Source organism: Aquimarina sp. EL_43 (assembly GCF_943422735.1).
GTDB lineage: Bacteria > Bacteroidota > Bacteroidia > Flavobacteriales > Flavobacteriaceae > Aquimarina > Aquimarina megaterium.
The window spans coordinates 4,563,355-4,576,597 of the sequence record NZ_CALSBR010000001.1; the positions used below are offsets into that span (position 1 = coordinate 4,563,355).

Annotated in this window: 8 protein-coding genes and 1 pseudogene; 5 read left to right on the forward strand and 4 right to left on the reverse strand. The window is 33.8% G+C overall.

Going from position 1 to position 13,243, the window contains the following annotated elements:
• The first annotated feature begins 43 nt into the window (after window positions 1–43).
• From NNL09_RS19615 to NNL09_RS19630, 4 genes are all read left to right on the forward strand, one after another.
• The gene (locus NNL09_RS19615; RefSeq protein ID WP_196910204.1) at window positions 44–3,415 is read left to right on the forward strand and encodes a TonB-dependent receptor; all 3,372 of its coding nucleotides are present in this window, start codon (window positions 44–46) and stop codon (window positions 3,413–3,415) included.
• 10 nt (window positions 3,416–3,425) lie between these two features.
• The gene (locus tag NNL09_RS19620; RefSeq protein ID WP_196910203.1) at window positions 3,426–4,841 is read left to right on the forward strand and encodes a RagB/SusD family nutrient uptake outer membrane protein; all 1,416 of its coding nucleotides are present in this window, start codon (window positions 3,426–3,428) and stop codon (window positions 4,839–4,841) included.
• A gap of 13 nt (window positions 4,842–4,854) precedes the next feature.
• Window positions 4,855–5,964 carry a hypothetical protein gene (locus NNL09_RS19625; RefSeq protein ID WP_035094936.1) on the forward strand — a complete coding sequence of 370 codons (1,110 nt, stop codon included), beginning with the start codon at window positions 4,855–4,857 and terminating at the stop codon, window positions 5,962–5,964.
• A 167-nt stretch (window positions 5,965–6,131) separates the two neighbouring features.
• Complete coding sequence (locus tag NNL09_RS19630) at window positions 6,132–6,701, forward strand: NUDIX hydrolase (RefSeq protein ID WP_025663777.1); 570 nt, start codon at window positions 6,132–6,134, stop codon at window positions 6,699–6,701.
• Window positions 6,702–6,726: 25 nt separating this feature from the next.
• On the opposite strand, the gene NNL09_RS19635 is transcribed toward NNL09_RS19630, so the two are convergent.
• Window positions 6,727–7,314, reverse strand: a complete 588-nt coding sequence (locus NNL09_RS19635; protein WP_196910202.1) for a hypothetical protein — start codon at window positions 7,312–7,314, stop codon at window positions 6,727–6,729.
• Between the two features lie 97 nt (window positions 7,315–7,411).
• Here NNL09_RS19635 and NNL09_RS19640 point away from each other — a divergent pair, with 97 nt between their 5' ends.
• A complete protein-coding gene (locus NNL09_RS19640) occupies window positions 7,412–8,293 on the forward strand; it encodes a M28 family metallopeptidase (RefSeq protein WP_025663779.1) in 882 nt (293 codons plus the stop codon).
• Between the two features lie 37 nt (window positions 8,294–8,330).
• Here the strand turns inward: NNL09_RS19640 and thrC are convergent, their stop codons facing one another.
• The 3 genes and pseudogenes from thrC to thrA all read right to left on the reverse strand — a co-directional run bounded on the left by thrC (window position 8,331) and on the right by thrA (window position 13,063).
• Window positions 8,331–9,620, reverse strand: a complete 1,290-nt coding sequence (thrC, locus tag NNL09_RS19645) for a threonine synthase (protein WP_196910201.1) — start codon at window positions 9,618–9,620, stop codon at window positions 8,331–8,333.
• Between the two features lie 6 nt (window positions 9,621–9,626).
• Entirely contained in the window at window positions 9,627–10,568 is a 942-nt protein-coding gene (locus NNL09_RS19650) for a homoserine kinase (protein WP_025663781.1), read from the reverse strand.
• Window positions 10,569–10,614: 46 nt separating this feature from the next.
• Window positions 10,615–13,063 (reverse strand): annotated as a pseudogene (gene thrA, locus NNL09_RS19655) (bifunctional aspartate kinase/homoserine dehydrogenase I).
• Window positions 13,064–13,243: the final 180 nt, after the last annotated feature.

Genomic DNA, 13,243 nt, shown 5'->3' on the forward strand with positions numbered 1-13,243 from the left:
TTAATTAGACTCAGAATTAGAATAATTAAAATCACACAAAATTATGAAAAAAAACCTTTCCGGAGTTTTCTTATCCAGAAAACATCTTATAAGAATTATGAAAATTTATTCTTTACTTATATGTATTACCATTTCAAAACTATTTTCATTTAATACATATTCTCAAAATATCTCAATCTCACTTGAGGAAGTTACACTACAAACTGCTATTGAAGAGATTGAACAAAAAAGCGAATTTCGTTTCTTTTATAATAATAATTTGGTCGATATTTCAAGAAAAGTGTCTCTTGTTGCGACTAATGAACGAGTAAAAAAAGTGTTGTACGGGCTATTTGATGATACTAATATAAATTTTAAGATATATAAAAATCAAATCGTTTTATTTCCAAGAAATGTAAAAACATCAGGTCTAGCTCTTAAAAATCTATTGGATTATATTGAAGAAAAGTCAATAGAGCAAACCAATAAAAACACAATTGATAATAAAACCAAAACACAGCAAAATTTTGTAAGTGGTACAATACAAAGTGAAGAAGGCTACCCTTTACCAGGAGTTAACGTAATTATTAAAGGAACAAATAAAGGAACGTTAACAGATTTTGATGGTAATTATAAATTAGAAGCTAACCAAGGTGATGCCCTGGTATTTTCTTATGTAGGTTTTGAAACACAGGAAATTATAGTTGCTAAGAATATTATTGATGTAGTCCTAAAAGAGGATATTAGTAATCTAGAAGAAGTTATTGTAACTGGATATGGTGTTCAGCGAAAATCTAGACTTACAGGTTCGGCGTTAAATATAGATGTAAAATCAATTACTGCCACACCCAGAGCAGCTATACAGGAGAGTATTCAAGGTAATATTGCAGGTGTACAGGTAACGGCTAGCAGTGGGCAACCTGGAGCATCTCCCAATGTGAGAATACGTGGAGTTGGATCATTTGAATCTGCATTTCCTCTATATGTTATTGATGGTTTTCAGACTACAAACTCTGCTGTGGTAACATCACTTAATCCAAATGATATTGAGGCAATGTCTATCCTAAAAGATGCTGCCGCTACTTCAATTTATGGAGTAAGAGGAGCTAATGGGGTAATCGTTATAAAAACCAAATCTGGGGTTTCTGGTAAGACTCAGGTTTCATATAGTGTACAATCTGGTTTGTCATCAGCGACTGTCGCAGAACGATTTAAACCATTAAACACCTCAGAATTACAAGAATTATTGGTAGAAGGAGTGCAAAATGCAGGAATACGTGATAATGATGCTGATGCACTAACTTTTTTAACCGATAATGGATTTAATCCTAATGTAAATACAGATTGGTATGATGAACTTACCAGAGATGGATTATACCAACAGCATAATCTTTCTGTGAGAGGAGGAGGAGAAAACACAAAATTTTACCTTTCTGGTGGATATTTTAATCAAGAAGGAATTATTCTAAATTCGCAGTTAGAGCGAATGAATACTAGGTTAAAGATCGACCATAAATTTACAGATCGTTTAAAACTAGATGTTAATATCTCTTATAATAAATCAATTTCCAAAGAAAGACCAAGAGGTGGTACATTTGCTAATCCCGTACGTTCAATATACAGAATTCGACCAGATATATCTCCTTATAATGAAGACGGAACATTTAATTTTGGGTTTAATAGTACCCATAACCCAATTGCACAGGCGCAAGATGAGATACGAAAAGATATAGATCATAGAATACTGGCTGGTGCAGGATTATCATATGAAATTGCAAAAGGTCTATCTTTTGAATCTTTGATCAACATGAATCAAACCTTTCAGGACGAATTTGTAAGATTGCCAGCTGGTTATGGAGATGGAAGACCTTTAGGTCGAGGAGAACAGGATTCTAATTTTTTGTTTTCCTGGTTGTTTAGAAACCTATTACGTTATAATCTGAATTGGAATAACAACAGTTTAACCGCATTCGGAGGGTACGAATTACAAAAAACCAGAAACAAATTTAGTGATCTTACAGTAGAAAATATTCCAGATGGTTTTGAAGATCTTAATAATGGTAGTACTCCAACCTTGGCTTCTACCAATAAAGCACAAAGTGGTTTAAACTCTGTATTTCTTAATGCAGAATATTCACAAAATGACAAATATTTGATAAGCGGTTCTGTACGACGTGATGGATCCTCAAGTTTTGGAGAAAATAATCAATTTGCAATATTTTGGTCAGCAGGTCTGGGATGGAATATTGCCAATGAGTCATTTATGGAGTCTGTTGGTTTTATAAACGACCTAAAATTAAGATCAAGTTATGGTGTAAATGGTAATGATCCTGAGACAGGAATATTTAACCTGTTCAGAGTTAATGATAGTGATGGTAATCCTGGTTTGATTTTTACATCAGTAGGGAATCCTGATATAAAATGGGAGTTAAATAAAGCGTTCAATGTAGGGTTAGATTATTCCTTATTAAATAATAGAATACAAGGTAGTGTTGATTGGTACACAAGAGAAACAACAGATCTATTAAGACAGAGACCTATTTCTGCAGCTAATGGAGATGGAGGAGAGAATGGTGGCCAAGGAAATAATATCGCAGAAAATATTGGATCTATGGAAAACACAGGGATAGAATTCGATATTACTTCTCGTAATGTAGTTTCGAATACTAATGGATTTACCTGGACAACAAATTTTAATTTTACAGCAAATAGAAATGAAGTTACCAAATTAAGTAGGGGTGGTGATCCTATAGTAGGTGGTACTAGTATTGTAGCAATAGGAGAGGATATAGAAACATTTTACCTGCCTAGATATGCTGGAGTAGATCCGGCAAATGGTAATGCTCTTTGGTATGTTGATAATACTAGAACAGAAGTAACTTCAAACTATAATAATGCAGAGCAGGTAATTATAGGAAATGCCACTCCAGATTTTTATGCAGGCCTTAGAAACTCTTTTTCGTATAAAGGAATTACTCTTAATTTTCAATTATATACAGCCTGGGGAGGTTTAGTGTATGATACATGGAATAGATTTACTAATAGTGATGGTTCTCGACGATTATCGTCTACCGGAAATGTAAGCCGTGGTACCTACGAAAGAAGATGGCAAAAACCAGGAGATATTACAGATGTTCCTGCTTTTGTATATGGAAATGGACAATCAGGAAGCTCTGCACTACGATCAAGTAGATTTGTGTATGATGGAAGCTATATAAGATTAAGAGAAGTAGCGCTTTCTTATGACCTTCCTTTAACTTCTATAGAAAGAATTGGGCTTTCTACGGCTCGAGTGTATATAAAAGGAAACAACTTATACACTTTTATCAAAGATGATCGATTAGAACGAGATCCCGAAGCCGGATCAGACGGTAGATTAAATCAGGAAATACCTATTTCAAGTACATTGTTTTTAGGTTTAGATATCACATTTTAAACGAATTATCATGAAAAAATACATTTATATATTTATTGCCGCAATACTCACCTTATTGTCGTGTGAGGATACTTTAGAGCAACGCTTTTCTGATGCTGTCGAAGTAGAAAATGCTATTACAGATATTAATTCTCTGAAACTGGCTACTAGTGGAGCATATAGTTTCTTAGCAAATTCAGCTCTATATAACAGAACTTTTACGCTATTGCCCGAAATTATGTCGGATAATGCTTTTATTGATGCTTTTGATAACACAGGAAGGTATTTAGAATTTGATGATTACATAGTTACCTCGAATGATGCCCGAACTAACGAGGCATGGAATATTATGTCTCGGATAATTGCCACCACTTCAATTGTAATTCGTGAAGCCAAGAAATTATCTTTTCCAGAGACAGTACAAGAAGATGCAGATCAGTATATAGGAGAAATGTATGCATTGAGAGCACTGGCTTTTCATAATTTTCAACTATTATTTGCTCAACCTTATAATTTTACTACAGATGCCTCTCATTTAGGGGTTCCAATACCAGATTTTGCACTGCTAGGTGATGGAGCAAACTTGCAAGAGCCTCCACGAAGTTCAACAGCAGCTGTTTATCAGCAAATAATTAGTGATTTACAAGAAGCTATTAATCTTATGCGTACAGAATCCAGGCCAACAAGGTTGGATATCAATGCTGCAAAAGCATTATTGGCGAGAGTATATTTACATCAAGAGAATTGGTCAGGAGCAAGAGATATGGCTACCGATGTTATTAATACTAGCGGTAAAAATTTACTAACAAGAGATAATTATATTACCGCTTGGGCAGAGGACTTTAGTTCAGAAAGTTTATTTGTTGTTGCTAATAATGAAACCGATAATTCGGGATCAAATTCAATTAGCCATTTTTATCTTAATTATAAAGATGCATTTGCTACAGATAATTTTAAAAATAATTTATCTGATACAGATATTAGAAAAGAGTTGTATCCAGCAGATGGAGCAGTAAATTTGATACAAAAATTCCCTCGTAATGACACTCAGGATGATAATGTACATGTTTTACGACTTTCAGAGATGTATTTGATAAAAGCAGAAGCGCATGCACAATTAAATGAAGATTCAGACGCTCAGCAAGCATTAGATATCATTATTCATCGCGCATTAGAAGCACCCATTCCTCCAGATACATTACCAGTATCGACAGAGACAGGGCAGGCATTGCTTGATAAAATTTTATTAGAAAGAAGAAAAGAACTGGCTTTTGAAGGGTTTAGGCTTTTTGACCTTACCAGACATGGTGTCACTTTTAATAAATACAGACAAGATGGGGATCCAATCGAGATTAATGCACCTGCGAATAGAACGATTTTACCCATACCTATCGATGAAATCAATGTAAACCCTAGTATTGCTAATCAACAAAATCCAGGATACTAAAAACAAAACAAAAATGAAAAGTATAAAATTTATATACCTCATAGGTTTAGTAAGTATCCTAGGTTGTGATACTGAAAACGATGTACTATTACCTTCAGAATTTAATTATATTTCTTTTAAAACTAATGAGATCAATGTCCTTGAGTCTGATATGGGAGCTGTTACTACTACGTTTACCTACTCAGGAGAGCTTCTTGCTACAGACCTGACTGTAAATTATACTGTGACATTTCCGGATCAGGATGCGGCTCAAGAAGGAGTTGATTTTATGCTTCCGGCAAGTTCAGGAAGTTTTGTTTTACCTGCCGGACAGTCAACAGTAGATGTAACATTGCTCGAATCTTTGGTTAATGATGAGCTTTCTAAAGGATCAAGAGCAGTAACATTTAGTCTTCAACCTATACAAGGCTATATTTTAGGAGAGCCAGATCAAAGAGAAAATAAAAGTGTAACCATAAATATAGGAGAAGATGATCTTTTCGAATTTGGATATACTAGTTTTGAAGAAATACCAACTTTCGGAACTTTAACCAGGTATCCGCGTCCGGCAGCAACACAAGATCCGTTACCAAATATTCAAGATACAGACCCGGGATCAGAAGTGCCTTATGTAAGTTATATAAGTACAGGTGATGAGCTGGGTTTTACAGCATCCTTTTTAGCTGCTAGCGTTAGTGCAATTGAACAAGAAATAATGGGAGTCTATAATACTACAGTTACTTCTGCAAACCCAGATAGTTTCGAAACTAATTTTATAGACGGTAATCAAGGATATGTTACATCTGATCTCGATGGTTTTGTAACGTTAACCTTTGATGAAATTACAGGTTTAAATCCTGATGTTACTAATGCTGTTTTAGATGTAAAACTATTTTTTAGAACTACTTCCTGGGAGACAGAAGATGGAATTGTGGTTTATTTTGAAACAGCTGATGGTTTAGGAGACCCTATCCTTTCTATTTTTGATGATGATGTTGAAGCAGTAGAAGGAACATGGCAAGAATTGAGAATACCAATACCAGATAACAAATTAGCTACAGGAAGATTGGTAGTAACATTTAGAAATGGAGCAGGTACAGAAATGATTATACTAGATTCTATATCGATAAAAGGAATTTTATAAAAAAAGTAAAGGGATTTGAGTTAGTCATTGGTAATGGGCTCGATTAATATTAAAAATTAGTCGAGCCCATTTAATATAAAGACCTGTTTGATCATTATATTTCCGTTTAAAAATCCATATCTTGGCAATAACAAAATGTAATATTTTGTACGCCTAATTCTGAATGGATGAATTATAAAATTCTTGATGAAGATTTGGTTTATGATGGCTTTTTAAAAATTAAAAAAGCTGTAGTTACTCATGACCGATTTCATAAAAGTACTCCGGTGACATATTCCCGAGAAATGGTAGATCGAGGAGATTCTGTCGCAATTTTATTGTATGAGAAAGACACCAATCATTTGATATTGATTAATCAATTTCGTTACCCTACTACAAAAAATGATAATGGCTGGCTTATTGAAATTCCGGCGGGAGGCTTAGAAGAAAATGAAGACCCTGTTGCATGTGCTATTCGCGAAACCGAAGAAGAAACGGGATATCAGGTAAATGATTTAAGACATATTACTACATTTTATGCTACACCAGGCGGTTCTTCTGAAAGAATGTATCTGTATTATGCCGAAGTTTCTGAGAAAGACAAAATATATATAGGTGGGGGATTAAAGGAGGAGGAGGAAGATATAGAGCTATGTAAATACCATATCTCAGAAATAGATGATTTGTTAATATCCGGAAAGGTAAACGATGCAAAAACCATTATAGCACTACAATGGTTTAAAATAACCTATAAGTAAAGTTTACCAATTATAAATAAGCTTGTTATTTACAATTGGTATTAACAGTAATCTTTTTTAATTTTTTCCAGATTTGATGTTCTAGGGGCTGCGGAGATAAATTAAACAATACAAGGTGCTTATTTTGTGATTCACATGTACTATGATTTACTGTAATATTTAAATTCAGCTCTTTTTTTGTAGTAAAAGCATCATAAGTAAGTATTTTTCCTACATATACAGAATCATTTACTTTTTCAAAAAAAGCTTTAGACTTAGGTATTTTGTTCTTTTGTTTAGAATCCATTTTGGATACCAAACGCATTAAGCCATCAAAATAATCTTCCATTTCGGATTCAATTTTTTTGGGAGATAGCCGTGGATCGTCATTTAAATCCCATAAAAATGCATATGAAAAATAGTCAGAAGCACCTTCTTTTCCCCATCCTGGAGCAAAACGAACATATTCTATACCCGAATATTGTAAAGAATTGGCAAATTCTAAAGGAAATTCAATAACTTCGCTCCTCCAATTTTCTGAAGCACTTAATAAATTTTTGATTTTGGTATTATTGTCACATTGAACAAATAATAACGTTATTATAATAAAAGGTATGGTTTTTGCAAAAGACATATTAAAATGTTATTTTAAGCAATAAAAATACAAAATTGTATAATTACAGATTTTTCATAAATTTGTGTTAAAGGGAATAGAATACAAAACCTACAAAATGAATTATTATAGAGAATTTTTACTATTATTTATTTTCGTAATTCAGATGGCCCCAGCTCAGACTGAACAAGATCGAAAAGAAGCAGAGATTATTAATGTCCAAAAAGGAATTGTTGCCAAACTTACAGGTCATGAACCTATTAAAGGCAGAAAAAAATTAAAAAGTAGAGAAAGCGCTTCCGAAAGGAAAGCTTCTGCAGACTTTTTATATAATTCTTTAAAGGATATAGGACTTAAGCCTGAAAGGCATTCTTATAATGTGAAGGATAAAAAAGGAAACTTATTTAATGGTACAAACGTTTTTGCCGAGATTCCTGCTACCAATGGCAATGATGAATACGTGGTAATAGCTGCGCATTTTGATACTGTTAAAGATAGCCCTGGTGCCGTTCATAATGCCACGGGAGTTGCGATAGCATATTATGTTGCTAAGAAACTAACAGAACTAAAAGAGCGTAACAGAAATTTTATGGTTGTGTTCTTTGACCATTGGAAAAGCAATATGGTTGGTACAAGGATGTTTACCAAAAAATTGAAAGATGAAGAATATAAAATTCATTCAATGCATCGATCTGATTATATGGGATGGGATAATGATGAAGATAGAGCAATCGAAATGTTGGCATCCAGCCTTAGTTTAGAGTCATTATATCGTATAGAATCTCCGGTGCCTATTTATAAGAGAGAAGTAGCTACACCAGAAAGTAGATTTTTTGCTAATTTTGGTTTTGAAACCGTTACGCTTACAGCAGAATTGAAAAATGCTGATAACTCACCTTATGCACGTCAGAGTGAAGATAAGTATACTACAGTAAATTTTAAATACTTAGCATCTACTACGGATATTGTTCATGGAGTAATGAAATCCCTGGCTAAATAAAGATTGAAAAAATAAAACTATATTTTTAAAAGAGTTCTTACCGAAGTAAGAACTCTTTTAGTTTTTCATAACTATTCACCATTATGCTATGTTTTTCTTTACCCATCACTTTTTGGATTTGATTAGGGATTTCTATAGTTGTATCGAGAGTTTCTTCGACTATATTTAGAAATTTAACCGGGTGAGCCGTTTCAAGAAATATTCCATATTGATCATTAGTTACCTCGTACTTTTTAAGACCTAGATACCCAACAGCACCATGAGGATCTGCAATATATCCTGTTTCATCATAAATCATTTTCATAGTTTCTCTAGTCTGATCATCATTAAAACTATATGCAGAGAAATTATTCTTAAGCTCAGCAAAACTATGATTAAAAAGCTGTTGTATTCTGATAAAATTACTAGGGTTACCTACATCCATCGCATTAGAAATTGTAGCTTTTGATGGTTTTGGTTGATATTCAGAAGTTTCTAAATACCTAACAACAGTATCATTTATATTGGTCGAGGCTACAAATTGTTTAACAGGCAGTCCTAATTTGTGAGCAACAATTCCTGCACAAATATTACCAAAATTACCACTAGGTACAGAAAATACAATACCCTTTTTCTTATGTTTAACTTGTTTATAAGCAAATAAGAAATAAAATAATTGAGGAAGCCATCTGGCTACATTGATAGAATTTGCCGATGTTAATTGCTTGTGATTAGTAATACTTACATCTAGAAATGCAGTTTTCACCATTTCCTGGCAGTCATCAAATACTCCGTCGACTTCTAAAGCTGTTATATTTTGCCCTAGTGTAGTTAATTGTTTCTCTTGTATTTCGCTTACTTTTCCGCTTGGATAGAGAATAACTACATTCACACCTTTTACTCCTAAAAATCCGTTTGCGACTGCACCACCTGTATCCCCAGAAGTAGCAACCAAAACAGTAACCTGATTTTCGTTATTTCTATTAAAATATCCTAAGCATCGTGCCATAAAACGGGCTCCAACATCTTTAAAAGCCATAGTTGGGCCATGAAATAACTCTAATGTCCCAATATTGTTTTCGACTTCTACTACAGGGAAATCAAAACTTAAAACATCTGCCAAAATATCCCGTAGTTCTGGTTCAGGAATTTCATCCCCAACAAATTGTTGTATGGCCTGATAGGCAATTTCAATGTTATCCAGGTGTTCTATGTTCTCAAAAAACGAACTGGGTAACGGAGTTATATTTTCTGGAAAGTATAATCCTCTATCTGGAGCTAAACCTTTTATGACAGCTTCAGAAAAAGATACTTTAGGTGCATTATTATTTAAACTATAGTATTGCATTATTTTTTATTTTCTGTATTCAGTTTCTTCTATTATCTTGATTCCTGTGCTATTAATTTTTGAGATGTGTATATCAAAATCAATTCCTGTTTTGTCGTAAATATCTTGTATCGCACCTGCTACGTCGTTTGCAACCTTCATACCTTTACTAAGTGCAAAAATTGATGGTCCCGAACCAGATATTCCTGACCCCAAAGCGCCTTTTGCTATTGCTGCGTTTTTAACATTGTTAAATTCAGGAATTAAAATAGATCGTAATGGCTCGATAATTACATCATCTAAACTTCTACCGATCAAATCATAATCTTCTGTGAACAATCCAGCAACAAATCCTCCTACATTTCCCCATTGGTGAATTGCTTTTTTTAAGGTTACCTTATGTTTGATTACTGATCGTGAATCTGATGTTTTTACTTCTATTTGTGGATGAATAACTGTCATTACCAGGTCTTTTGGAGAATGTAGTTTTATAATATCCAATGGGTCATAACTACGTACCAAAGTAAATCCACCAAGAAGGGCAGGGGCAACATTATCTGCATGCGCGTTACCGCTTGCTAATTTTTCTCCTTCCATTGCAAACTTTACCAATTCATGTGTGGTAAATGGATTGCCTAATAAATGATTTATAGCCCAAACAGCACCAGAGCTACTGGCAGCACTACTTCCTATTCCGCTACCTGCTTTTATCTTTTTGTAAATTTCAATAGCAACTCCAATATTCTTCCCATATGCTTTAAGAAAAGCTTCAACAGCGACACCAGCAACATTTTTGTGAGCCTCCATAGGAAGGTTAGCTCCTTCAATCTTTGTTATTTTTACACCAGGATCTGAGGTGATAGAAATTATCATTTCGTCACCAACATTATCCAAGCAACATCCTAATACATCAAATCCACAAGAAAGATTAGCAACCGTAGCAGGAGCAAATATTTTGATACTTTTCATTTGTTGTTTTTTTAGTACGTTTTATTTGTCAGACTGACATTTTAGACTACTTACTTTTACCAATCCTTATAATATCTGCAAAGATACCAGAAGCAGTAACTTCGGCTCCGGCACCAGCTCCTTTAACAATTAGAGGTTGTTTAGGGTATCTATCAGTATAAAAAAGTACAATATTATCACTTCCTTCGAGATTATAAAAGGGATGATCAACCGGTATGTGTTGCAATCCTACTTTTGCACTTTCTTCTTCATATTGTGCTACATATTTTAATCGACATTGTTTTTTGTTGGCCTCTGCCAGAATTTCTTTAAAATGATCCTCGTTTTGAGCTAGTGAATTAAAAAATTCATCTACACTTTTGGTTTCTAAACTTTCCTGAGGAAGAAATGCTTCGTTCTCTATATTTTCTAATTCCATAACTTTTTCACTTTCACGAGCGAGGATCAAGATTTTTCTGGCTACATCAACACCGCTTAAATCTATTTTTGGATCGGGTTCGGTGTATCCTTCTTGCTGAGCCTGTTTTACGATATCATGAAAAGTAACTTCTTCGGTATAATTATTAAATACAAAATTAAGACTGCCAGATAATACAGCTTGTATTTTATGAATATTATCTCCAGAAGCAATTAAGTTATTAAGTGTATCTATTATTGGTAAACCTGCTCCAACATTGGTTTCATATAAAAACGGAGCATTAAATTTTCTGGCGAGATCTTGCAGTTCTTCATAATTAGAATATTCATCGGCACATGCAATTTTATTACAAGTTACTACAGCCATACTTTCTGCCAAATAGTGTTTGTAAATCTTAGCAATATTAGGATTTGCAGTATTGTCTACAAAGATAGAATTACGTAGATTCATTTCTTTTGCTTTCGCAAAAAATGATTCTGCATTAGCTTTTTCTCCCTGCGTAAGGATTTCTTGCCACTCATCAAGATCAATTCCATTTTCATTAAAGGCCATTGTTTTGGAGTTTGACATCCCGACCACACGAATTTTTAAACGTAATTTATCTTTAAGATATTTATTTTGTTGCTGAAGCTGTTCAAGTAATTTACTCCCTACGTTTCCTACACCAGTGATAAATAAATTGAGCTGTTTCGTTTTTACTTCAAAAAATCGTTCATGTAATATGTTTAAGGCTTTTTTGATGTCTTTTTTTGCAATTACTACAGAGATATTTTTTTCTGAAGCACCTTGCGCAATAGCTCTTATATTTACATTGTTTTTACCCAATGTACTAAACATTTTACCACTCAACCCTTGGTGATGGTACATATTGTCACCAACCAATGCGACAATGGCTACATCGTTTTCTATTTTAACAGGATCTAGCTTATGTTTAGAAATCTCAAATTCGAATGTAGCATCCAAAATGGTTTTAGCTTTCTCTGCTTCAGAAGCTTCGACAGCAAGACATATAGAATGCTCAGACGAAGCTTGTGTAATAAGGATTACATTTATATTTTCTAAAAATAAAGCTTCAAATAAACGTTTTGAAAATCCAGGAATGCCAACCATGCCACTTCCTTCCAGAGAAATGATCGAGATACTATCTATATGACTAATTCCGGTTACTGGTTTTTTTTCGTTCTTCTACCTTTCGAGTAATAAAAGTTCCTTGATCTTTAGGTTTAAAAGTATTTTTGATCACTATAGGAATATTCTTTTCTAATACAGGATGTATAGTAGGAGGGTAGATTACTTTAGCTCCAAAATGAGAAAGCTCCATGGCTTCCTGATATGAAATGTGATATACTGGTTTCGCCTGTTTTACCAATTTTGGATTGGCAGTATATAGTCCGCTTACATCTGTCCAGATTTGTAATTCGTTGGCATCGATAGCCGAGGCTAGAATAGCCGCAGTAAAATCAGATCCACCTCTTCCTAATGTTGTAGGTTCACCATCCTTCGTTCTTGCAACAAAACCAGGGAAAAGACTTACTTTGTGCGTATTGCTATTTGCAAATTCTTTAATTCTGGCATTGGTTTCTTTATAATCTATTACAACTTTAGAGTTAATGGTTTTAACAATAAGCTCTCTAGAGTCTTTTAAAACAATATCTAAGCCTTTTATTTTGGCTGTTTCTGAAATAATATAAGAAGAGAGCATCTCTCCAAAACTTGCGATTACGGCAGCAGTTTTGGGAGATAATTCACTTAGTAAATATACTCCTTCGCACAATGATTCTAAGGTATTAAGCTCTGCTTTAACTTTACTTATTATTGCACTTTGGGATACGACAGGAATAAGAGTTTTTACAGCCTCAAAATGTCTTTTTTCGATTTCTGCCAGTGTATTTTTATAATTCTCATTATTAGCAGAAGCTTCCTCTCCCGCTTGTAACAACAAATCGGTAATTCCACCCATTGCAGAAACGACTACATATAAGGATTGATTTTTCGATTGTTGTTTTATGATTTCTATTACACTTTCTATGGTCGATGCATTAGCGACAGAAGAACCTCCAAATTTTAGAACGTTCATAATATATTATATTTTTTTAGTTGAAATTATTAATAAAAGTTTCGTTAGTAATTCTTTTTTTGTGAATTACATACGTGGTCCGGTGGTAATATATGAATGAACTAACCCCTAAGGGTAATAATAGTAATAGTACCTGTTGTAATAGAAGAAGCCTCAGATACGATAATCGTTCCTAAGGTA